The 22,831-nt window shown below is 69.0% G+C and carries 16 protein-coding genes; 9 read left to right on the top strand and 7 right to left on the bottom strand.

Features of this window, described 5'->3' with window-relative positions; genetic code table 11:
- Positions 1 to 45 precede the first annotated feature (45 nt).
- Positions 46 to 843 (top strand): pyrroline-5-carboxylate reductase, encoded by a 798-nt coding sequence (gene proC, locus LW840_RS09795; protein WP_291267763.1) that lies wholly within the window; start codon positions 46 to 48, stop codon positions 841 to 843.
- A gap of 194 nt (positions 844 to 1,037) precedes the next feature.
- Entirely contained in the window at positions 1,038 to 2,681 is a 1,644-nt protein-coding gene (ggt, locus tag LW840_RS09790) for a gamma-glutamyltransferase (protein WP_291276905.1), read from the top strand.
- A 6-nt stretch (positions 2,682 to 2,687) separates the two neighbouring features.
- Here ggt and LW840_RS09785 read toward each other — a convergent pair whose 3' ends face one another.
- From LW840_RS09785 to LW840_RS09770, 4 genes are all read right to left on the bottom strand, one after another.
- The gene (locus LW840_RS09785; RefSeq protein ID WP_291276904.1) at positions 2,688 to 3,113 is read right to left on the bottom strand and encodes a VOC family protein; all 426 of its coding nucleotides are present in this window, start codon (positions 3,111 to 3,113) and stop codon (positions 2,688 to 2,690) included.
- Between the two features lie 159 nt (positions 3,114 to 3,272).
- Positions 3,273 to 5,546, bottom strand: a complete 2,274-nt coding sequence (locus LW840_RS09780; protein WP_291273780.1) for a TonB-dependent receptor — start codon at positions 5,544 to 5,546, stop codon at positions 3,273 to 3,275.
- A 94-nt stretch (positions 5,547 to 5,640) separates the two neighbouring features.
- Entirely contained in the window at positions 5,641 to 7,209 is a 1,569-nt protein-coding gene (locus tag LW840_RS09775; protein WP_291267180.1) for an ATP-dependent DNA helicase RecQ, read from the bottom strand.
- Between the two features lie 123 nt (positions 7,210 to 7,332).
- Positions 7,333 to 8,622 carry an amidohydrolase family protein gene (locus tag LW840_RS09770; protein WP_291273781.1) on the bottom strand — a complete coding sequence of 430 codons (1,290 nt, stop codon included), beginning with the start codon at positions 8,620 to 8,622 and terminating at the stop codon, positions 7,333 to 7,335.
- Positions 8,623 to 8,737: 115 nt separating this feature from the next.
- On the opposite strand from LW840_RS09770, the gene LW840_RS09765 reads away from it, so the two are divergent.
- A complete protein-coding gene (locus tag LW840_RS09765; protein ID WP_291267182.1) occupies positions 8,738 to 9,703 on the top strand; it encodes a hypothetical protein in 966 nt (321 codons plus the stop codon).
- A 15-nt stretch (positions 9,704 to 9,718) separates the two neighbouring features.
- Here LW840_RS09765 and LW840_RS09760 read toward each other — a convergent pair whose 3' ends face one another.
- Positions 9,719 to 10,783, bottom strand: coding sequence for an MBL fold metallo-hydrolase (locus LW840_RS09760; RefSeq protein ID WP_291267183.1), 1,065 nt, complete (start codon positions 10,781 to 10,783; stop codon positions 9,719 to 9,721).
- A gap of 420 nt (positions 10,784 to 11,203) precedes the next feature.
- Between LW840_RS09760 and LW840_RS09755 the strand changes: the two genes are divergently transcribed.
- Genes LW840_RS09755 through LW840_RS09730 form a run of 6 tightly spaced genes read left to right on the top strand, consistent with a single transcriptional unit; the run spans position 11,204 to position 17,251 of the window.
- Positions 11,204 to 13,186, top strand: a complete 1,983-nt coding sequence (locus tag LW840_RS09755) for a hypothetical protein (RefSeq protein WP_291276903.1) — start codon at positions 11,204 to 11,206, stop codon at positions 13,184 to 13,186.
- Between the two features lie 22 nt (positions 13,187 to 13,208).
- Positions 13,209 to 13,940: a dienelactone hydrolase family protein gene (locus LW840_RS09750; protein ID WP_291260491.1), complete on the top strand. Its 732-nt coding sequence runs from the start codon at positions 13,209 to 13,211 to the stop codon at positions 13,938 to 13,940.
- 9 nt (positions 13,941 to 13,949) lie between these two features.
- Positions 13,950 to 14,990, top strand: coding sequence for a proline iminopeptidase-family hydrolase (locus tag LW840_RS09745; RefSeq protein WP_291276902.1), 1,041 nt, complete (start codon positions 13,950 to 13,952; stop codon positions 14,988 to 14,990).
- On the top strand, positions 14,987 to 15,343 hold the full coding sequence (locus LW840_RS09740) for a hypothetical protein (RefSeq protein WP_291267186.1): 357 nt from the start codon (positions 14,987 to 14,989) through the stop codon (positions 15,341 to 15,343). Before LW840_RS09745 ends, LW840_RS09740 begins: the two co-directional genes overlap by 4 nt.
- Positions 15,344 to 15,403: 60 nt before the next feature.
- Entirely contained in the window at positions 15,404 to 16,813 is a 1,410-nt protein-coding gene (locus tag LW840_RS09735) for an NAD(P)/FAD-dependent oxidoreductase (protein ID WP_291276901.1), read from the top strand.
- Between the two features lie 54 nt (positions 16,814 to 16,867).
- Positions 16,868 to 17,251, top strand: coding sequence for a YccF domain-containing protein (locus LW840_RS09730; protein ID WP_291268813.1), 384 nt, complete (start codon positions 16,868 to 16,870; stop codon positions 17,249 to 17,251).
- Positions 17,252 to 17,309: 58 nt separating this feature from the next.
- Here the strand turns inward: LW840_RS09730 and LW840_RS09725 are convergent, their stop codons facing one another.
- Together LW840_RS09725 and LW840_RS09720 are read right to left on the bottom strand one after the other, a co-directional pair.
- Positions 17,310 to 20,522 carry a hypothetical protein gene (locus LW840_RS09725; RefSeq protein ID WP_291276900.1) on the bottom strand — a complete coding sequence of 1,071 codons (3,213 nt, stop codon included), beginning with the start codon at positions 20,520 to 20,522 and terminating at the stop codon, positions 17,310 to 17,312.
- Positions 20,523 to 20,575: 53 nt separating this feature from the next.
- Positions 20,576 to 22,831 carry a DUF5916 domain-containing protein gene (locus LW840_RS09720; RefSeq protein WP_291276899.1) on the bottom strand — a complete coding sequence of 752 codons (2,256 nt, stop codon included), beginning with the start codon at positions 22,829 to 22,831 and terminating at the stop codon, positions 20,576 to 20,578.

Raw genomic sequence — 22,831 nt, 5'->3', positions numbered from 1 at the left:
CTTGCAGGAGCAGCGGGCGTTCACGGCTAGCATAGGAGAGTCGGTGTGAAGATCGGGATCATCGGCATGGGCAAGATGGGCGAAGCCGTGGCCCAGGGGCTCGCGAGGAACGGCGTGGACGCCACCATGCGCGGCGCCACGCGTACCACCGAGAGTGCGACCGACGTGCGCGATCGCCTCGGGATTCCGTGCGGTACCGACAACATCGAAGCGGCGCGCGGCGCCGATATCGTGCTGTTGGCGGTCAAGCCGCATCAGGCCGAGCGTGTGGTGCGCGGTCTGTCGGAGGCGTTCACCAGCGACCAGGTGCTGCTCTCCATTTGCGCGTCCATCACCACCGCGCAACTGGCGGAGTGGTCGGGCGGCGTGCCCACGATCATTCGCGCCATGCCCAATACGCCGTGCCTCATTGGTGAAGGCATGACGGTGTTCAGCGCCGGTGCGGGCGCACGGCGCGATCAGCTGGAAGCCGCCGAACGCCTCTTCGGGCCGCTGGGGCGCACCGCGGTGGTGGAGGAGTCGCTCATGGACGGCGTCACCGGTCTCAGTGGCTGCGGTCCCGCCTACGTGTACCTCATCATCGAGGCGCTGAGCGAAGCGGGGGTGAAGATCGGCCTGCCGCGTGAAACCGCCACGTTGCTCGCCGCCCAGACGCTGGCCGGTGCTTCGCGCATGGTGCTGGAACGTGGGGTCCATCCCGCCGCGCTCAAGGATGAGGTAACCACCCCGGCGGGATGCACGATCGACGGCCTCATGGCGCTCGAGGACGGCAAGCTGCGCGTGACGTTGATCAAGGGCGTGCTGGCAGCCACCGAGCGGAGTCGGAGCCTGCGCGGGGCGTGAGGCCCGCCGGAGGCGTAGCCCCGTGGTTCCCGCGCACCGGGCGCAGGAGGGCGACATGGTCCGACAGGCCGCTGATCATGGACCGATGCGGGATGTCGACATGCTGCTCCCCCGGCGTCTGTTCTGCCCGCATATTCGTCCCCGGTTGGTCTCCTCTTTCTCCGGAGTTGCCGGTGCGCCACCTCGTTCCTCTCGTGACCGTTGCGTCATGGCTCGTGTCCGGCGCCGCTCAGGCGCAGCGTCCCACCACGCTGGCCGGACGCTCCACGGTGTATGCCCCGCGCGGCATGGTGGCCACGAGTCAGCCACTGGCGTCGGCGGCCGGCCTTGAAGTGCTGCGCACCGGAGGCAACGCGGTCGATGCCGCAGTGGCGGCGGCCGCCGTGCTGGGGGTCACCGAACCGCACATGACCGGAATTGGTGGCGACATGTTCGCCATCGTGTGGCTGGCGAAGCAACAGAAGCTGGTGGCCATCAACGCCAGCGGACGCGCCGGCAGCCGCATGCTCCGCGACACCCTCGCGGCGCGCGGGTTTCGCAGCGGGTCGCAGCAGGGAGCCATGTCGGTCACGGTGCCGGGGGCGCTGGCCGGTTGGGACCTGCTGTTGCGTACGCACGGCCGCCGCACGCTCAAGCAGGTGCTGCAGCCCGCCATTGCCTATGCGCGCGACGGCTTTCCCGTGTCACCCATCATTGCCGCCCAGTGGGCCAACGAAACCGACTTCCTCAGGCGCGACAGCGCGGCCGCGGCCACGTATCTCCCTGGCGGACGCGCGCCGAAGGCGGGCGAGTGGTTCACCAATCGTGACCTCGCCCGCACCATGCAGACCATCGCCGACAGCGGCATTGGCGTGTTCTACGGCGGTTCGGTGGGACGGCGGCTCGTGCAGCATCTGCAGGCGCGCGGCGGGTTCCTCACCCTCGACGACCTGCGCCGCAACACCCCCACGTGGGTGACCCCCATGTCGGTGCCCTTCCGCGGCTACCGCGTGTGGGAGTTGCCCCCCAGCAACCAGGGGATCGCGGCACTCGAGATGCTGCGCATCCTCGAGCCCTACGATCTCGCCGCCATGGGGCACAACTCGCCGGCCTACCTGCACCATCTCATCGAAGCGAAGAAGCTGGCGTACGCCGATCTCGATCGCTTCGTTGGCGATGCGGATCATCTCGACATGCCAGCCGAGGAGATGCTGACCGACGCGTTCATCACGGCGCGGCGGGCTCTGCTCGATCCGGCGCGCGCCAAGGAGCGGGTGGATCCGGGGCCGCTGCGCACGAAGAGCGAAACGGTGTACCTCTCGGTGGCCGATGCCGAAGGCAACATGGTGAGCTTCATCAACTCCGTGTACGACTACTTCGGCTCGGGGCTGGTGGTACCGGGCACCGGCTTCGCGCTGCACAATCGCGGCGCGGGGTTCACGCTCACACCAGGGCGCCCCAACACGGTGGCGCCCGGCAAGCGTCCGTTCCACACGCTCATCCCCGGCTTCGTGACGCGCACGGTGAACGGGCGCGATGAGGCGTACATGAGCTTCGGCCTCATGGGCGGCGGCGTGCAGGCACAGGGGCACGTGCAGTTCCTGCTCAACCACTTCGTCTTCGGCATGGACCTGCAGGCCGCCATCGATGCCCCGCGCTTCCGCCACTACGACGGATATCGGGTGGCGCTCGAAGCGCCCATCACCGATGGCGTGCGTACGGCGCTGCAGGGCATGGGACACGTACTGTTCGAGCAGCCCCCCATAGCCTTCGGCGGCGCGCAGGCGATCGTGCGACTCCCCAAGGGGTGGGGCGCGGGGAGTGATCCGCGCAAGGACGGCATGGCGGTGGGGTACTGAGGCAGGCTACGCCTTCACCTCGCACGCCTCCAGCGCGTTGCCGTCGAGATCGGCGAACCGGAAGAACCACACCCCCGGCGTCTCCATCAGCACGCCCACCTCCACGCCCTGCGCCGTGAGCGCCGCATGCGCCGCCTTCGCATCGGGTGTGGCAAGGATGGGATACGTGTTCGACGGCGCCCATGCCACACCGTCGTCGAGCTGCCAGAGGGTGAGCGTACTGGCGCCGCTCCCATCGTCGTCCCCGCCGATTTCGATCACCGCGAGGCGTTGCTCGGCGTCTTCGTAGATCGCCTCGGCACCAAGGTGCTGCACATACCACGCGGTGGCCGCGCTGATGTCGCGCACGCGAATGATCACGGTGTCGAGGCCGGAGAAGTGGTGCGGCACAGGCAAGGTCTCGAAGAGGAAGTCACGGGGCCGCAGTGACACGGCCCGGTCATGCACGCGGTTATGGAAGGGCAGGGGCGCGTCGATCAGGAAGCCGGGGCCGCGGCCCTTCGTTCTTCCCCCTGACCGCCTTCTCCCTGCTTCCTCAGTGTCAACCTAAGGACGCGCCGCGAGCCGCGCTCGCAGCCGCGTTGGCAGCACTTACAGCCGGTACGCCATCCCCAGCTGCACCAGGCGCGGCAGCCCGGGGAGCAACCCGCGCGTACGGTCCACCACCACCGTGCGATCGGTGAGGTTCTTCACCGCCACCCACGCTGACAGCGCCGTGTTCGGCACCGGCACATTGGCGGTGACGTTCCAGAGCACGTTGCCCGCCAGCGGCCCCTGCTGCCCATCGGCCACCAGCACGCGGGTGTTGGCGGCATCGCCGAACTGTTCACTGATCGCCACCGCCTCGACCCGCAGTTCGCTTCCCGAGTGATGGCGCGCGCCCACCGTGGTGGTGAGCGTGTACTCCGGGGCGTAGGGGAGGCGGTTGCCCGTCACCGAAACCCGTGTGCGCGAACCGCCGGCGTTCTGTTCGGCGTACACCTTGCCTGCCACATCGCCGCCGCCGACGCCGAGGTACGCGAAGCGGCGGCCTTCGAAACGGGCCACGGGCGTCCATGCCGCGGCCACTTCCGTGAACAGACCTATGCCGGCCACGGTACGTGCCGGCTCGGCGCGCAACGACAGCTCGGCCCCGCGATGCAGCGTGCGGCCGGCGCTGGTGAGCGTGGCGCCGGTGCCACCGGCCACGCTCGCCGGCACGATCTGGTTGCTGAAGTCGAGATTGAACACCGTGGCTTCCACGCGCAGCGGACGGACGGGAAGCCAGCGCAGCCCCACTTCGCTGTTCCAGCTGAGTTCCGCGTCGATCTCCACGACACCACCGGTGCTGTTACTGATGATGTCTTCCGGACGCGGCGGTGCGAAGCCGCGGTGAATGCCGGCAAAGGCCGTGAGTCCTTCACGCAGCTGCAGGGTGGCCCCGGCGCCCGGAATGAGCGTCTGCATGGTGGTCGCGCCCTGCACGCCATCGGGGGTCGCGGTCGTGGGACGCCGGTTGATGCGCGTCAGCCGCAGCGCTTCACCGCGCAGCCCGCCGCTCAGGGTGAAGCGGCCCGTGGCCACGCGGGCCTGCACATACGAGGCGAAGGCGTCGGTGGTGCGTCGGTTGTCCTCCACCAGGCCGGCATTCACGTTGCCGCTGAGCCCCACCGTGCGCCCGCGTGGCGTGGAGGCGTTGACCTGCTGCCGTTCCTGCGTCTCATGGTGGGCGCGCGCGCCGGCATCGAGCTCGATGATCGCCGCCGCACGCACCCACTGCCAGGTGGCGCGTGGCTCGATCCCCACCACCACATACTCGCGCAGGCGCCCTTCGTTGCCGCAGGTGGTGACGAGGTTCGTCATCCCGCCGCAGGTGGGATCGTTGCGATCGTTGGGACGCTGCGCGGAGTTGGAGCTCTGTCGCCACCAGTCCCGGTTGATGCGATACCCGTACAACGTCGTGGTGAGGTTGCGCCGCTCCGAGCGCCCCACGCGGTGCGAGATGGCGCCACCCACCCGCGCAATGTCGAACCCGTCGTTCACGAAGGGATTCTGGCGCGCATCCGCTGCGTACTCCGCTTCGGTGAGTCCCGAGTACGTGACGGTGGACTGCTCCCGATAGGCATTGCCGCGCACGGTGAGCTGCTGGGTGCGGCTGAGCGGCACGAGCAGCTTGAACGATGCGTCGTCCACCGCGGAGGAGGTGTTTTCGCGCGCCCCGTCGCCGCTGCGGCGGATGTAGTCGGCAAAGACACCGGTTCCGCCGGCCTCGCCGAAGGTGCCCCCCGCCCTGGCGTGCACGTTCGTGAAGGCGCGCGAGCCACCGGCAATGGAGAGCCCGGCGCCCGGCGTGCGCGGAATGGACGGCGTGAGATAGTTGATGACGCCCCCCACGGTCTGCGGGCCGTACAGAATCTGCCCGGCGCCCTTCAACACCTCGATCGACTCCATGCGCTCGATCGGTGGGTGGTAATAGGCGGCGTTGTCGCCGTAGGGAGCGACGGTGAACGGAATACCGTCTTCGAGAAGCAGGACCTTGGTGGAGCGGGTGGGGTTGAGTCCGCGCACGCCGATGTTGGGGCGGAGCCCGAACCCTTCTTCGTCGCGCACCACCAGGCCGGCAACCTTGCGCAGCGCCTCGTTGGTGGTGAACACGCGGCTGGCCTTGAGCTGCCGCGCGTCCACCCGGTCCACCGAGCCGGGGATGCGGGAGAGCCGGTCGGGAGCGCCCACCACCGAAACGCCCGGGAGCTGGACGGTGTCGCGGCCAATGCGGGGCGTGGTGCCTTGCGCCTGGGCACGCAGGGCCTGCGGGAGCGTCAGGAGCAAACCGATCAGCGCGAGGCCGGTGCCGACACGAAGCGTGGAGAAACGAACGAGGTCCATCTTAGATGAGAATAAGTTTCAACAAATGTCATTGCAACTAAAACAATCGGGATTGCCTCGTCAAGGACGGCCAACCCTCGCGACTCCGGTGCGTCTACGGCTCGTGGTTGACGATCACTTCGAGGAAGTAATCGCCGTAGCGCTCGAGCTTCGCCTGGCCGACCCCGGGGACCTGCAGCAGGGCCGCGTGCGTGAGCGGTCGCCGGGCCACCATCTCCAGCAGCACCCGGTCGCCGAACACGATATAGGGCGGCACGCGCGCCTCCTCGGCCAACTCGCGCCGCAGGGTGCGCAGCGCGTCGAAGAGCACGCGATCGTCGCCATCAAGGTCGTCGGCCCCAAGCGTGGCGCGACGCACGCCGCGAGCAAGCGACGACGGACCGGTGCGCCATCCGGCCCGCGCGACACGCTCCAGCTCGAGCGCCTCGGTCAGGCGCGCTTCGACCGTCTGTCCGGTGCACGCATCGCAGGACTCCCCGCACGGAGCGATCTGTTCGTCGAAGTGCCGGACGAGCGCCTGATGCCGACACCCGGGCCGCTCGATGAGGTTGAAGAGCGCCTTCGTGGCGGCCCGGGTGCGCTCACGCAACTGTTCATCCTCCAGCCGATCGGTGAAGCGCTCGTGCGCCATGACATCGGCCCACGAGTAGAACATCACGCAGTCACTCGGCAGGCCATCGCGTCCGGCGCGGCCGATCTCCTGATACCACGACTCGATGTCCTTGGGCATGTCGCGATGGATCACGAACCGCACGTTCGACTTGTCGATCCCCATGCCGAACGCCACGGTCGCCACCATCACATCCACGTCGTCGCGCTGAAAGGCGTCCTGGTTGCGCGCGCGCTCCTCGGGGGCGAGGCCCGCGTGATACGGCAGCGCCTTCACGCCCTCCGACACCAGATACTCGCACGTCTGCTCGACGCTCTTGCGGCTCTGGCAATACACGATGCCGCTTTCCCCGCGATGCGCGCCAACGAGCGTGAGGATTTCGCGTCGGGTGTTGCCGCCCTGGCCCTTCTTGCGCAGGCCAATCCGCAGGTTGGGGCGAAAGAACGAGCCCTTGAAGCCGGCGGGCTTCCTCATGCCCAGCTGCCGCAGGATGTCGCGCGCCACGTCGCGGGTGGCGGTGGCCGTGAGCGCCAGCACGGGCACGTCGAGCTGCTGCTTGAGGCCCTGCAGGCGCCGATAGCTGGGGCGGAAGTCGTGCCCCCACTGGCTGATGCAATGCGCCTCGTCCACCACCAGCAGCGACACGGGGCACCCCTGCACGAAGTCGCCGAGGTAGCCGTCGAGCGCTTCGGGGGCGAGGTACACCAGTTCGTACCGGCCCGCGCGGAATCCGTCCAGGCGCACCCGACGTTCGTCGGGATCGAGCGTGGAGTTGATGGCGGTGACGGCGTAGCCGAGCCCGGCCACGGCGTCCACCTGATCCTTCATGAGCGAGATGAGCGGCGAAATCACCAGCACCGTGCCGCCCAGCAGGCGCGCCGGGATCTGGTACGTGAGCGACTTGCCGGCCCCGGTGGGCATGAGGGCGATGCAGTCGCGCCGCGCGAGCACCGCGTCGATCACTTCGCGCTGGCCGGGCCGGAATGCGGTGTAGCCGAACACCTCGCGGAGAATGTCGTCTGGCGTGCGGGTCGCGGGCGGTATGGCGGTCACGGGCAGATGGCGAGGCGAAGAGCGGGCCGGGCGTCCTGCAGGTTAAGGGAACGCGTCCCCAAAATCACCTGCCGGTGTCGCGCCAGATGCACGGCGCGCCATGGCCCGCCCGGTTGCGCGCCGTCAGCGCGGCGCCGTATTCACGCGCGCGCCGCCAATCCACACCGAATGCTGGCGACGGATGTTGCGGATGTCCTCGATCGGTGACGCGTGCAGCACCACGAAATCGGCCTGCTTTCCCGCCTCGAGGGTGCCCACTTCGTGGTCGATGCGCAGGCAGCGCGCCGCGTCGCGCGTGGCGCTGGTGAGCACGGCTGCCGGCGTGAGTCCCGCGTCCACCATCATCTCCATCTCCATCCACTCGAAGAATCCCTGGAAGCGTCCGACCGGCCCCGTATCCGTGCCCATCGCAATGGGCACGCCGGCCGCCACCAGCGTGGCCAGATTCCGCATGGCCACCGGCAATTGCGCCTTGTAGCGCTGTGCGCTCACGCTGCGCCGCGTGGCGGCCATGCGGGCCGAGTCGGTGACCGTGGCCATCCAGGCGCGATTGGCGTGCGCGCGGAACTGCGAATCGGCGAAGAACGCCGGCACCGTGTCGTACACGAAGGTGGAGACCTCGCGCATGAGCGTCGGGGAATAGCACACGCCACTTCGCCGCAGCGATTCCACGAAGGCGGCATCCACCGGCTGGTCCCGCACGCTGTGCGCGAGGTAATCCGCTCCGGCCGCCAGCAGGGCGCGGGCGTCGTCGAGATAGTAGAGGTGCACCGCCACCCGCTGCCCACGCGCGTGCGCTTCCGCGATCACCGCGCGGTACACCTCGGGGGGCATCTTCGGCGCGGTGCCCAGGTTGTCGTCCACGCGAATCTTGATGATGTCCACGCCGCGGGCCACCGCCGCCCTCACCTGCGCGCGCGCCTCGTCGGGAGTCGCCGGTGCAAGCACCGGGCCCGCCAGGTACACCCGGGCATGTGCCGGTGGGGCACGCCGCTGCGCGTCGCGCGCGCCGAACACCTCGGGGCCCTCGTCGCCGAGGGAGTACACCGTGGTCACCCCGTACGCGGCGTAGGTGGCCAGATTGGCCACGGTGGAGGCATGCCCGTGCCCATTGATGAGTCCCGGAATGATGACCGTGCCATCGAGCGGGACCCGGGTGGCGCCGGCGGGCACGGTGATGCTCCCGCCCGCACCGGCGGCCAGCACCTTCCCCTCGCGCACCAGCAGGGTGGCGTTGGGTACCGGGGCGCGTCCGGTGCCGTCAATGAGGGTGGCGCCGGTGAACGCCGTTACGTTGGGCGCCGGCTGCGCGGGCAGCGCGTGCGCGAGCGCCACGCCAGCCGCGGTGATGACCCGCATCAGGAGGCGGCGGCCACGCTGGGAAGCGGCGGGCGATGGGAGACGATGCAGCATGGGGAGAACATGCCGCGCCGGCGGAACGCGCGATAGCCAGCCATGCCGCCGTCTGCCACGCAGCGAGCGGAACGGCCCACTGCCGCCGAACGTCGGGCCTCGGCAATATGGAGCCATGCCGCCATTGTCCGTGCTTACCGACCTGACCCTCGTGCTGGGGCCGCCGTTGCACGACCGCACGCGGTTTCTCGATTTTCAGGCGGCGTCGAAGTCTGGCAACACCGCGGCGCCCCTCGCCGATCACGAGTGGGTACGGCACGAGCATGCCGCCGTGGATGCCCTCACGGCGCGCGACGGTTCGCTGACCGCCCGCACGCTGCTCGAGACCATGATCGGGAGCGTGCTGCAGGTGGACGTGACGATTGCCGACGCCGATCGCTGCTGGGTGCGGCATGCCGATGGGCAGCTCCACGCTGCCGTGCGGGTGACCACCGCCGACGTGCGCCCCCGCGCGGCGGCGCTGGCGTTGCAGCAGGCGCAGGCGATCGAGGCGCTCAACGCCGTGGCCACGTCGTTGGCGACGCTGGATGGACGGGCCTGGCTCGCGTGGAGCAGTCACAGCGAGCCCGACGAGGGCGGCGAGGAGCAGACGGCACGTGTCGTGAACGTCGTGGCGGCCATGGCGACGGCCGTGCTGGGCGAGGCATCGGTTGCGACGCCGGCCCTCGCGCGTGACGAGGAGGCTCCACTCGACCTGATCAGCGAACTGCTGTTGGCGATCGAGACCGGTGTGCAGCACGCAGATCAACCACAGCGGCCGCTGTCGGTCGAGTTGCGGGCACTCCGCCATCGCGACCCGTTGTGTCACGAGTGGCAGCGTGTAGCAATGGATGCCTACTTCCTCGCGGCGCAGCCCCCCGATCGGGTACGGGCTCACGTGGCCGAAACGGATGCGGCGGCGCTGGCGTACCTGTTCGTGGGGAAGGAGCGCACCGACCGGCTCAAGGCCGATCCCTTCGTGTCACCGCGCTTTCGCCGTGAACTTGCCGCGCGGGCATTCATGACGGCCTACGCGCTGCAGCGCCTCGCGCCGGCGGTGTGCGCGGCGCTGCGCGCGTACATGGCCGCGGCGCGCGCCTAGGCCGCCGGGCACCCGCTACCAGCGCACACGCGTCACGGCGCCAGCCCGCGGGGCCGACCAGCGGGTGTCCACGAACGGCGTGAGGCGACGCACGAGGGCTTCCGCATTGGTGCCCCGCACCACCCGCTCGGGGCGGCTCGAGGAGCGGAAGAAGTCCTCCCAATGCCCCACCAGCACATGCTGCGGCGTGAGGTGCGCCAGCAGCACGTCGGGGTACGCGTTGGCCTGATCGAAGTTGGCCGCCGTCATGATCACCACGGTCACGTGGGCTGGGGGCATCGTTGCCATCACCTCGGCGGCGCGGCGTTGCACGTCGGCATCGGCTGCCGCGTCGTGATACACCAGGCGCACGGCCACCGCGGCGGAGGGATCCGGCCGTTGCCGTACGTCCACCACCCACGCGTAGGGGGTGCCCATCTTCCAGCCGTGTACGGTGCGCGGAAGCGTGCGGCGCGGGGTGCGTTGGTGGCCGGGGGCGATGGTGAGGGAACCGATGTTGGGGGCATGCGCCCACGTGATGGCGCGCAGCTGGATGAGCGGACTCACGGCAATCGACTGCCCGGCCTGCGCCCCATGCCGCGCGGCCAGCGTGTCCACCGCCACCCGCATCGAGTCGGCAAGTGACGTGACAGGGGCCAGCAGGTTGCGTACGGTTTCGCTGCCGTAGACGCGCGCGTGAGGCATGCGTGGCAGCAGCGGCGGCAGATCGAGCAGGTGATCGTAATGGCCATGCCCCACCAGCACCGCCCGGACCCGGCCGAGGCGCTCGGTGCCGGCCGCCGGCATGGCCGCCAGGCGTCTCGTGATCTGTGCCGTGTCGGGACGTGTCCCCAACAGCAGGTCGCCCAACACCAGCCACGGCACGGTGGGGTTGGTGAACATGGGCGGGGTGAGCACGAGGCGGGTGGTGTCCTGCCACGGCACGAGCAGGTAACCGGCCACGCCCATGGCCACGAGATCGAGCGAATCGGCGCACGCGCTCGCACACGCATCCACGACCTGCACCGCATTGGCAGGCGCCGGACGCAACGCGGTGGGCGAGCCAGTGGTCACCCAGCGGCAGGCGGAGAGTGCGAGCACGGTCAGGACCGCGACGGATGCGCGAACGGGCCGGATTCGTGTTGCCCACGGTTTCACCATGGGGCAACGCTGAACCCGACCCGTGATTCGCACAAGCGGCGCCACCACCGCGACGCGCAGCACGTGTCACCAGGGGGAGGTACATCACGAGGACTGCGACGTGGTCCCCGTCGCCAAGCGTGAGCGCCGGCGTGCTGCGCTCGGCCGCGCCGGCCGGCCGAGCGAGGATCCGTACGGTCCCCGCGCTCAATCGCATGGCCGTGGGCGGAAAGGTGCCGCGCCCGCCCGTCCGGCACCCTGCGGGGCCGACCGGCGCCTGGGGCGCCGGGCGTGGTCGGGGGCGGCGCGCCGCCGTGAAACGCCCAATCCTCCGCTGACGTATCTTGAGTATCGCTTCGCAATTCCCCCATCTTCAACGCCATGACCAACTCCCTGACGCTCCTGTCCCGTGGCCGTGTCGGCGTGGCTCTGGCCGCACTGGCACTTGCCGCCTGCGGCCGTGCGCCCAAGCCCAGTACGGCCCCCTCGCCCGCCACTGATCCGCGCAACACGCTCAAGGCCGGCCTCTTCGATGCCGGCGAGTTCTCGTCCAACATGCGTGTGCTGGCCAAGGTCCCGAGCCCCAAGGGCTTCCTGGGCGAGACCAACTCCGATCTGGCCTTCACCGGCAATTACGTCATCCAGGGCAACTACAACGGCCCGGTGGTGTGGGACATCAGCAACCCCGCCAAACCGGAACTGGTGGTGGCCTACGAGTGCCCCGCGTCGCAGAACGACGTGTCGGTGTACAAGAACCTCATGTTCATGTCGGCCGAGGCGATGAACGGCCGCGTGGACTGCAAGCCGGGCGGCGTGCGCGAGGCGGTGAGCAAGGACCGCGTGCGCGGCGTGCGCATCTTCGACATCAGCAACATCCGTGAGCCCAAGCTGGTCGCCAACGTGCAGACCTGCCGTGGTTCACACACGCACACGGTGCTCGAGGATCCGAAGGACAAGGAGAACATCTACATCTACGTGTCGGGCTCCTCGGCCATCCGCCCCAAGGGCGAACTCGAGGCGTGCAGCAACATCGCGGCCGACGACCCCAACTCGTCGCGTCTGCGCATCGAGATCATCAAGGTGCCGCTCGCCGATCCCGCCAAGGCGGCGGTCGTGAATCGGGCGAACATCTTCTCGGGGCTGACCGCGCCCACGAACCATGGGCCGTCCGATGCCGACCGTGAGGCAATGGAAGCGGCCAAGCGCCGCGGGGCCTTCGTGGCCTTCATCCCCAGCATTGGCGTGGAGTTCGAACTGCCGCCGCAGATGGTCAAGCCGACCATCGACAGCATCATGAAGGCGCGTGGTGCCACCACGCCATCGGCTGCCGACTCGGCCGCTGCGCGTCCGGTGGTGGACGGCCTGGTGAAGCGCATGCTCGCGATGCAGGGGATGGGCGAAAACACGACCGGCAAGCTCAGCGAAACGTCGCAGTGCCACGACATCACGGTGTACCCGTCGCTTGGCCTGGCCGGTGGTGCGTGCGAAGGGCATGGCCTGCTGCTCGACATCAGCAACCCGGTGAATCCGGTCCGCCTCGACGCCGTGGCCGACTCGAACTTTGCCTACTGGCACTCGGCCACGTTCAACAACGATGGCACCGCGATGCTCTTCAGCGATGAGTGGGGCGGCGGCGGCGGCCCGAAGTGCCGCGCGGGTGACAAGCAGGAGTGGGGCGCCAACGCGATCTTCGACATCGTCACCGATCCCGCGTCGGGTCGCAAGTCGCTCAAGTTCCGCAGCTACTACAAGATTCCCACGTACCAGACGTCGAACGAAAACTGCGTGGCGCACAATGGGTCGCTCATCCCGGTGCCGGGGCGCGACATCATGGTGCAGAGCTGGTATCAGGGTGGCATCTCGGTGTTCGACTGGAGTGATCCGGCGAAGCCGTTCGAGATCGCCAGCTTCGACCGCGGCCCGGTGGACGGGACGCGCATGGAGATGGGCGGCTCGTGGTCGGTGTACTGGTACAACGGTCACATCGTGAGCTCGGAGATTGCGCGCGGCCTCGACGTGGCCGAACTGGTGCCCAGCCAGTTCCTCACGCAGAACGAGATCGACGCGGCCAACACGGTCAAGTGGAGCGAGCTGAACGCGCAGGGGCAGCCGAAGATTTCCTGGCCGCCCAGCTTCCCGCTGGCCAAGGCGTTCACCGACCAGCTGGAGCGCAAGGGGTGTGCGGCGGGTGCGGTGAGCGCCCTGCGTACGCAGATCGCCGCGGCCGAGAAGGCCACCGGCGCGGCGCGCAACAGCGCACTCGACGCGGCAGTGTCGGCGGCGGAAGGGGCACGCGGCTGCGATGGCAAGAAGACCGACCTCCTCAAGAAGGCGCTGCAGGATCTCCGCTCGCCGGCCATGTGAGGTACGGGACGAGGGCGGCCCGATGAACGATCTGCCGGACGGGCCGCGCCTCGTCACGCGTCGCACCCAACGCACGGCGCGCTACACCGTGCTGGGCGCACCTGTCGAGTCGGCGCAGTGTATCTGGTTCGTGTTGCACGGGTATGGCCAACTGGCCACCCGGTTCATCCGCAAGTTCGCCGGGGCCATCCCGGCGAACACGTGCGTGGTGGCACCCGAAGCGCTGTCGCGCTTCTATGTCGAAATGCCACGCGTGGACGGGCGGCACCTGCAGCGTGTGGGGGCCACCTGGATGACGCGGGAAGCGCGTGAGGATGATATCGCGGATACCCTGGCGTGGCTCGACCTGGTATACCGGGACGTCATGTCGCAGGCCTTGCCGGCGGCTCGCGTGGGTGTGCTGGGCTTTTCGCAGGGGGTGGCTACGGCCACCCGCTGGATCGTCAGCGGTTCGGTGTGCCCCGAAGCCTTCGTGGCGTGGGCCGGCCGCCCGGCGCACGATGTGCCCGATGCGCAACTCGCCACCGCGTTGGCGAACGCGACGGTCACGTTTGCCTGTGGTGACGCCGACGAGTTCCTGAACGCCGAGCAGCAACAGGATGTCGTCGCCACGCTGCAGCGGATACAACCGCACGCGGCAATGGCGCCGTTCGCCGGCGGCCATCACCTCGATGGCCCTCTACTGTCGAGCCTGTTGGCACTGCCTGAGCGCGAGGGGCCAAGGGACTCGCCGGAAGGGCCGCCCGCAGGATAGCTTCGCGGCATGTCGCTCTTCACGCATCCCATTGCGCGCGCCACGTCCGCCCGATTGCGCGCCGTCCTGCTCCCCGTCGCTGCCGGCGCCTGCGTCGTCCTGCAGGCATGTGCCACCGGACGCGAGCAGCTCGCCGACAGCACCGCCGCCGGTGCCGTGGCCGATACCCTCGCCTGGTCGGAGGGGATGATCGATGTGCCGGGTGGCCGTGTGTGGTACCGGCGCATCGGGAGCGGACCGGGGACGCCGCTGCTTGCCCTGCATGGGGGGCCCGGAGGGACCTCCTGCCGCTTCGAAGTGCTCGCCCCGCTGGCTCGTCAGCGTCCGGTGATCTTCTACGACCAGCTCGGCTCGGGACGCTCCGATCATCCCAGCGACACGTCGCTCTGGAACGTGTCGCGTTTCGTGGCGGAATTGGATGCCGTGCGACAGGCCCTGCGGCTCGAGCGCGTGCACCTGCTGGGTCATTCGTGGGGCGGAGCACTCGCCGCCGAGTACATGGCGGCCGCCAAGCCGGCGGGGGTGGAGAGCGTGATCTTCAGCAGCCCGCTCATCGACACGCCGCGGTGGATTGCCGACGCGGATTCCCTGCGGGCGCAGCTGCCGGTGTCGATCCGTACCGTCCTCGACGAGGAAGAGCGCAAGGGCACGCTCGACTCGCCGGCCTATCAGGCGGCCACCGACTCGTTTTATGCGCGCCATGTCCGCCGCCTGCCGGTGGCCGACGAGCCGCGGTGTGCCGGGGTGGCGAGCAACGACACCATCTATCGCCATATGTGGGGCCCCACCGAGTTCCTGAGCACGGGGAGCCTGCGGCAGTGGAGCCGCGCCGCCGATCTCGACGACATTACGCAGCCCACGCTGTTCGTGGCGGGGGAGTTCGATGAAGCCCGGCCGTCGACGCTGGAGGAGTTCCGGCGCACGATGCGCGATGCGCAGCTGGTGGTGATTCCCGGGGCCGCGCACGCGGCCATGCGCGAACGTCCGGCCGAGTACCTGGCGGCCATCGACGCGTTCCTGACGCGCGTGGAGCGACGGCCGGCCCCGTGACCGATACGGTGCCGACCAATCTGACGCGGCTCACCTTGCCCGCCCTGGTGGCGCAGTGGGCGCGCATCGTGGACTATGTGGCGCGCCATGAGGTGGCCACGCACGATCTGGCGGCCGACCTGCAGGTGCGGCACGAGATCGCGCAGCGGCTGCGGGCGAAGCCCACGACGCTGGAAACGCGCGAGATGCTGGCCGAGCTGGACGAGCACTTTCGCGAGGCCACGATCGAGTCGGCCGACTGTGTGCTGGGCGCGGACCGTGCGGCGGCGTCGGGGTGGAGCGCGGGGCGGGAGTGGTACCTGTGGCGTCGGGTTGCGGAGCGGGGGAATCACAAACCTGCTCTTGGCGGCTGATCTTGTGAAACTTTTCACAAGCGGCGATCGTTCACGGCGTGTACCCATGCCGGAGCCGTCATGCCATACCGTGCCACCAACCGCCCCGCCGATCCCCGCGCCGCTGACAACGGGAGCGCCGCGCGCGGCATTCATCATTCGCTGACGGCAACCGGCACGCATCGCGCCGACCCGCGGCCCCATGTCGTCATCATCGGAGGCGGCTTTGCCGGCCTCTCGGCCGCGCGCGCGCTCGCCAAGGCGCCGGTTCGCATCACCCTGCTCGACCGCACCAACCATCACCTGTTTCAGCCGCTGTTGTATCAGGTGGCCACGGCGGTGCTCAATCCGGCTGACATCAGCGTGCCCATCCGCTGGCTCCTGCGCAAGCAGCAGAACGCCACGGTGGTGATGGCGGAGGTCGACCGCATTGACCCGGAGGGCAAGACGGTGTCACTCGACAGTGGTACGGTGCTGCTGTCGTTCGATTACCTCGTGGTCGCGGCCGGGGCCCGGCACGCCTACTTCGGACACCCCGAGTGGGAGCAGCATGCCCCGGGGCTCAAGAGCATCGAGGATGCCCTCGAAATGCGCCGGCGTTTCCTGCTGTCCTTCGAGGCTGCGGAGCGCGCGAGTGCGGCGGGTGAGCGCGACGCGCTGCTCACCTTCGTCATCGTGGGTGGCGGGCCAACCGGCGTGGAACTGGCCGGCATGATCCCCGAAATCACGCACCATGCGCTCACGGGCGAGTTCCGGCGCATCGACCCGCGTCAGGCACGCGTGCTGCTGCTGGAGGGCGGACCACGCATCCTGCCGGCGTTCCCGGAGGAGCTCTCTGCCCAGGCGCAGCGTGATCTCGAGTCGCTGGGCGTCGAAGTACGGACGCGCTGCGTGGTCACGCACGTCGACAGCGATGGCGTGGTGGCCGGGGGCGAGCGCATCGATGCGCACACGGTGTTCTGGGGGGCCGGCAATCAGGCGTCACCGCTGGCGCGTCAGCTGGGTGTGGCGCTGGACCGGGCGGGCCGTGTGGTGGTCAATCCCGATCTCAGCGTGCCGGGGCACCCGCACATCTTCTGCGTGGGAGACATGGCGGCGACCACCACCGCCAACGGCGCGCCCGTGCCGGCTGTCGCTCCTGCTGCCAACCAGATGGGCAGCCTGGCTGGCCGCAACATTGCGCGCCACCTGGCCGGCGAGACGGCGGAACCGTTCCGGTATCTGAACAAGGGTGACCTGGCCACCATTGGCCGACACAAGGCGGTTGCCGTGATTGGCGGACTCCGGCTGCGCGGCACCTTCGCCTGGCTCACCTGGCTGTTCGTGCACGTGCTGTATCTGGTGGGCGTGCGCAACCGCGTCAGTGTGGTGGTCCAGTGGGCGTACCAGTACTTCACGTTCCAGCGTGGGGTCCGGCTCATTACCGGCACCACGGTGCACCGGCTGCTCAAGGCCAGCCGCGCCGCGCACGAGAAACGCCGCGTGGCCTGAGCCGGCACGTCCTCACCGGCGAAACCGTCGCGCCCGCGCCGTCGTACAGGTGACATGATCTTCCTCGTCAACCTGCTCTGGTTCATCTGCGGCGGCTTTCTCGCGTGGCTGGGCTGGATGCTCGCGGGCGCCGCCCTCGCCATCACCGTGGTGGGGCTGCCGTGGGCATTCGCGGCCTTCCGCATTGCGCCATTCGCCGCCTGGCCGTTCGGCCGGACGCTCGTGGACGCGCGCGTCGTGGGCGAGGGGCGTATCGTGGGTACCGGCCTCGCCAACGTGCTCTGGATCATCTTCGCCGGCTTCTGGCTGACGCTCGCGCACATCGTGGCCGGCGTTTCCCTGTGCCTCACGATCATCGGCATTCCCTTCGGCCTCGCGCACTTCAAGCTGGCCGAGGTGAGTTGGGCGCCGCTGGGCAAGCGCATCGTCCACCGATGAACCGCGCCGGGGACCGCTCGCTGTCACGCGATCTCCGGCGCGGGTGACGTGATCCCGGTTACGGGATGATCGTACGTGCGGGCAGCGCAATGGCGCCCAGCTTGAGTTGACTCGCGGCGGCGTTGAGTGCCGGAATGTCCGTGTTGAGGATCTCGGTCCACTGCGCGCGCAGCACCGCCCAGCGGGCGTTGAGCTCCTGCAGCCGTTCTCCGGCGCCACGTGTGGGCTTCCCGTCCACGCCGCCATTGATATAGCCGTTGGTGCCGGTGAGGTTGCCGTACAGCTCCGCCCACTGGTTGTCCAGCATGCCGGCAAAGCGAATCGGATCCTGGCCGCTCTTGCTCCGTACCTGCGTGAGCTGCACTTCGAGCCGGGTCAGCTTGCGCGCGAGTGAGTCGGCGAGTGCCGCGAGCGCCGCTTCGCTCCCCGCGCGCGTGGCGGCAGCCATGAGCGCCTCCCGCTGCCGCTGCACGTCGCGCAGGTCGCTAAGCGTGGTGTTGAGCGTGTTCATGGAATCGCGCACCTGGCTGGCGAGTCGATACTGCTCGGCGTAGTCGGCTGCCGTGATATGCGGCAGCCGCGGGTCGGGGAGCACCTGAAAGGCCTTGCGCATCGTCACGCCATTGGCGGTAAGCACGGCTTCGTAGCGTCCCGGTGGCGCCTTGACGCCACCGAGATACCCCCACGTGACCACGCCTTCCACGCGCTGCGGGCCGGGGTAGGTGATGTCCCACACCACCCGGTGCAGCCCGCGGCGAACAGGAAGCCGCGCCGTCTGGGCCGCACGCGCGGCCGCCGAATCCGACGAAAAGCGCTGCACGACGCGCTGTGTCGCGTCGACGATGTCGAGCGTGACCGGCGCCGTGGCCTCGCGACCCAGCCAGAGGTGAATGGCGGCCCCGCGATCGGCGGCATCAGGCACTTCCGGCACCGGATCGAAACTGTCGCCACCGCGCTGGGCGCGCACGAAATCGCTGGGCGTGAAGAGGTGGGCTGCCGACGCCACGATGGAGGCCGAGAGTTCACGCAGCGGGGCCAGGTCGTCGATGATCCACAGCGCGCGTCCCTGCGTGGAGATCACGAGATCGTCGTGCCGCGCCTCGAGATCGGCGATGGGGGTAATGGGCAGCCGCCCCGGCATGGGCTGCCATGCCCCGCCGCCATCGAACGAAACGAACAGGCCGTACTCCGTGCCGGCATACAGCAGCGAGGCCACCTTCGGGTCTTCCGCCACCGAACGCAGCGGGTAGTCCGCCGGGATGCCGTTCGTGCCCGTCGTGAGGCGGGTCCAGCTTCTCCCGTAGTCGTCCGTGCGCCACAGATACGGCCGGAAGTCGTCGAGGCGATAGGCCTGCACGGCAACGTACGCGCGCCCCGGCCGGTGCGCCGACAGGGCGATCTCCTCCACCGTCCCGTACTGCGGCATGCCGGGCGGCGTGATGTCGTTCCACGACGAGCCGCCGTCGCGCGTGATGTGCACGCGGCCGTCGTCGGTACCGGCCCACAGCGTACGCGCATCGGCCCGGTCCTCGGCCAGCGCAAACACGGTGTTGAAGATCTCCACGCCGGTCACGTCGTTGTTGATCGGCCCGCCGGCGGCCTGCTGATGCTGCGGCGTGTTGGTGGTGAGATCGGGGGAGATCCGGTCCCACGTCATGCCCGCGTCCCGCGTGCGCAACACGTACTGCGCGCCGTGGTACACCACCTGTGGGTCGTGACGCGACACGAGAATGGGCGCCACCCACTGGAAGCGATAGGTGAGATCCCTGGCCGCCTGCCCGAGCTGCAGCTGCGGGTACACGATGACGTTGCGGCGCTCGTCGGTGCGCGTGTCCCAGCGGTTGATGGCGCCACCGTAGCAGCCACCCCAGATCACGTCGGGTGCATCGGGGTGCAGCGCCACGGGGCCGGTTTCACATCCGGCGGCGTACCGATAGTCGGCGAACGGATGCACCGAGTTGGACGACGACCAGCTGGGCACGCTGATCGCGTTGTTGTCCTGCTGCGCCGTGTACACCCGATAGGGGAAGCGATTGTCGGTGATGACGTCGTAGAACTCGGCCGTCGGCTGATTCCAGTAGCTGCTCCAGGTGCGGCCCCGGTTGAGCGAGACCTGCGCGCCCCCGTCGTCGGCGACGATCATGATGCGCTTGTCGCCCGGATTGATCCACAGGTCGTGCACGTCGCCGTGCGGCACATCGATGGGGGTGAAGGTCACGCCGGCATCGATGCTGCGATAGAGTGACGTGTTGAGCGCGTACACGACGTTCTCCTCCATCGGGTCCGCGCGCACGTGCGTGTAGTACCAGGCGCGCTGGCGCAGCTTGTTCTCGCTGTTCGTGCGCGTCCAGCTGTCGCCGCCGTCATCGCTGCGATACACGCCGCCCTGCGGTTCGGCCTCGATGATGGCCCACAGCCGTTGCGGGTTTGCCGGCGACACCGTGAGACCGATCTTGCCGGTGAGTCCCGTGGGGAGTCCCCCGCTGAGCTTCTTCCAGCTGTCGCCACCATCCGTGGAACGCCAGATCCCGCCCTCGTTCGAGCCGGAGATCATCGTCCACGGCTTGCGCTCGGCGCGCCACATGGCCGCATAGAGAATGCGGGGGTTGCGCGGGTTCATTGCGAGGTCGACGGCGCCGGTGGAGTCGTTGAGGTACAGCACCTTCTCCCACGAGCGGCCCCCATCCTTCGTGCGGAAGATCCCGCGCTCGGCATTGCGGCCGAACGGTCGGCCGAGGACGGCGGCATACGCCACATCGGCATTCTGCGGGTGCACCTGGAGGCGGCCGATCTGGCCGGCGTTCCGCAGACCAATGGGCTGCCAATTGCGGCCGCCGTCGGTGGAGCGCCATGCCCCTCGGCCCATGGAAGTGTTGCCGCGCACGTCCACCGACCCCTCGCCCACGTACACCACGTTCGGATCACCCGGCGCGACCGCCACGCTACCAATGGCGCCGCCGAAGAATCCGTCGGAGACGTTGCGCCAGGTGGCGCCCGCGTCGTCGGTGTACCAGCGCCCGCCGCCCGTGCTGCCCATGAAGAAGGCATGCGGCTGGCCGGGCACACCCGACACGGCGGTCGAACGGCCACCGCGGAACGGCCCGAGCATGCGCACCTTGAGTCCCTTGAGGGCGGTGGTGTCAAGCGCGGCGGAGACGGCGGCGGACGGTGTCGAGGCGGGTGTCGCACGCGCATTCCGCTGCGCGCGGGCGGCGTGCGGCCACGCCACCAGCGTGGCGACGAACAGGAAACGCGACAGGGAGCGGGGCATGAGGGCGAACGGAGACGGGGAAAGGGGAGCGATGGGCAGCGCCACCGCGCAGGTCAGAGCTGTCCCAGCCACGACAGCTTCACGATGAGGGAGCGCGCCAGGGGGGTATTGCCACCCTGCACGGCCTGCCGGTCGTTGTAGACCACGTACAGGAACGAGAGCGGGAGAAACTCCCAGCTGAAGCGGGCGTTGAGCGACGCGCGCTCGGCGGCCGTGTTGTACTGGTAGAACGCACTCCACTGCACGCGCGGATTGAGGAACACGCGCAGCTCCGGTCCTGCGAGGTGCGTGGTGAACGACGAGTCCCGCGTGCCGAGGCTGCGCAACCGGTTGATCTCGTAACTGCCGCGCAGCGAGACGTACGGGTTGGGAGACCAGCGGCCCACCACTTCAACGCGGTTGAGCGCGCCATCGAAGAAGGCGCCCGTTGATGCCGTGAGCGTGGCGGCCAAGGGGGCGCTCTGGTCGCTGCGCGCGCTGAGCCCCGCGCGCAGGTAGCCGTACGATCCGGGAGCGATCTGCACGTTGGGAAAGAGCGGCACCGCCACCGTGGGGCGCTGCATGTTGTGCTCGATGGATGGCGTGATCGTGGCGCCGTTGCGAAAGAGCACTTCACCCGAGTAGGTGAGATTGGACTCCTGCAGCGCGCCCGATTGCGGGTCGTTGAAGGCGATGCCATTGGGGCCATGCCGCAGCCACACCACCCGCGAGGGGAGCCACGCCGGCTGCATCGTCCAGGTGGCAAACGGATTGGTCATGACCACGTCGGGGCGCGAGACGAAACCCATCTGCGGGTTGTAGTCGCGGGTGACCACGGCACCAAGAATGCCGGCAAGACTGGTGTTGGTGTTGCGGGTGATGCCGTACGTTCCCGCAAACCCCGTGCGCCCATTTTCGTTCGACGCCGACACCATGCCCGTGAACTGCACGAGTTCCCCGATGCGCGTGAGCGCATCCATGGCCACGACCACGTTGCGTCGCGATACCACGTCGAGATCCGCCTCGAGGGCGTCCCCATCGCGCAGCGCTGCCGTGGCCCCGATGCGCGTGGCGCGGCCGAAGAAGCGGCTGCCACGCATCACCCCGAAGGTGGCCGCGCCCTGTGAGCCCAGGGCCGCCTGCCGCATGGCCAGGGCGCCGGCCGTCGTCTTCCCGGTGCGGTAGGCGTAGCGCACCCCGGCATCAATGGGCTGCGGGGTGCCGTCCTCCCCCAGGCCGATGCGTCGCGTGAAGAAGGGTTGCACGAAGTAGCGACCGGACACGCCACCGATGCCACCGATGGTGCCGGCGCCCAGGCCTCCCGCGTTCAGCAGATCGGCGTTCTCGAGGAAGAACTGCCGGCGTTCGGGGAGAAAGACATTGAAGCGGGTGAGATTCACCACCTGGCGGTCCACATCGGCCTGCGCGAAGTCGGTGTTGACGGTGGCTTCCAGCAGGCTGTTGGCCGTGGGGGCCCAGATGATCTCGCCACCCACATCGCCGGTCTGGCCGTTGAAGGCCCGCGCCGTGCGATCGGTGACGCGCGTGCCCAGCACATATGGCCGCACGCGCACGTTGGTGCGCGGGGGCGGTGGCTGAATGGAGTCGAGGGCGCCGCCGTACGTGATGCGCCACGACGACAGCTGCCGCGGGTACGGCATCCAGGCACTCCACTGCGCCACGCGGCGCGTGTTGCGGACGAAGTTGATGTCCCAGGTCGTGAGGCCGGGGGCGTACCGCAGCGAGCGCCACGGAATGGAGAACTCGGCCACCCAGCCGCTGTCGCTGCGCGTGGTGCGCACGCGCCACAGTGCGTCCCAATTGAAGTTGAACGCGTCGCCGCCGTCGAAGGCCTGGACATCGGCCTGTGAACCGAGCGGCGTGGTGGAGAACTGCAGCACGGTGCGGCGATCGCCCAGCGGGCCGATGGTGATGCCGAAGACGTCGTTTTCGGGGGGTTCGAAGTCGCGTCGCAGGTCGGGCATGCGCAGCGACGAGAGTCCCGCACTGTCGCGGTTGAACGCGCCCACGTAGAGATTCTCGTCGTCGTACAGCACCCGCACTTCGCTGGGATAGCGCGTGGTGGGGAGAAAGTCGGGACGTGCCTGGACGAAATCGCCCCCCACAGGGGCGCGCCGCCAGTCTGCCTCGTCGAGTCGCCCGTCGATGGTGAGCCGCCCCGTGGTGCGCCGCGCCACGAGTCGCTTGCGCCCCTCTTCCGTGGGCTCGGGAACGGTCGGGGTCTGCGCACGCGCGGCATGCGTCAGGGACAGGCTGCCCACCACAAGGGCAAGCAACAGCGAGCGAGTGCTGAACGGGACGCGACACAT

The organism is Gemmatimonas sp. (assembly GCF_021298855.1).
In the GTDB taxonomy this organism is placed as follows: Bacteria; Gemmatimonadota; Gemmatimonadetes; order Gemmatimonadales; family Gemmatimonadaceae; genus Gemmatimonas.
The sequence above is the reverse complement of the archived record's forward strand: the minus strand, read 5'-3'. Positions and strand labels throughout refer to the sequence as shown.

What these genes read in the sequence shown, in the direction of transcription:
- LW840_RS09730 (WP_291268813.1), top strand. Translation starts at nt 16,868, where the DNA reads ATGATCTTCCTCGTCAACCTGCTCTGGTTCATCTGCGGCGGCTTTCTC.
- LW840_RS09780 (WP_291273780.1), bottom strand. Translation starts at nt 5,546, where the DNA reads ATGGACCTCGTTCGTTTCTCCACGCTTCGTGTCGGCACCGGCCTCGCG.
- LW840_RS09720 (WP_291276899.1), bottom strand. Translation starts at nt 22,831, where the DNA reads ATGTGTCGCGTCCCGTTCAGCACTCGCTCGCTGTTGCTTGCCCTTGTG.
- LW840_RS09750 (WP_291260491.1), top strand. Translation starts at nt 13,209, where the DNA reads ATGAACGATCTGCCGGACGGGCCGCGCCTCGTCACGCGTCGCACCCAA.
- LW840_RS09745 (WP_291276902.1), top strand. Translation starts at nt 13,950, where the DNA reads ATGTCGCTCTTCACGCATCCCATTGCGCGCGCCACGTCCGCCCGATTG.
- LW840_RS09770 (WP_291273781.1), bottom strand. Translation starts at nt 8,622, where the DNA reads ATGCTGCATCGTCTCCCATCGCCCGCCGCTTCCCAGCGTGGCCGCCGC.
- LW840_RS09765 (WP_291267182.1), top strand. Translation starts at nt 8,738, where the DNA reads ATGCCGCCATTGTCCGTGCTTACCGACCTGACCCTCGTGCTGGGGCCG.
- LW840_RS09735 (WP_291276901.1), top strand. Translation starts at nt 15,404, where the DNA reads ATGCCATACCGTGCCACCAACCGCCCCGCCGATCCCCGCGCCGCTGAC.
- LW840_RS09725 (WP_291276900.1), bottom strand. Translation starts at nt 20,522, where the DNA reads ATGCCCCGCTCCCTGTCGCGTTTCCTGTTCGTCGCCACGCTGGTGGCG.
- LW840_RS09755 (WP_291276903.1), top strand. Translation starts at nt 11,204, where the DNA reads ATGACCAACTCCCTGACGCTCCTGTCCCGTGGCCGTGTCGGCGTGGCT.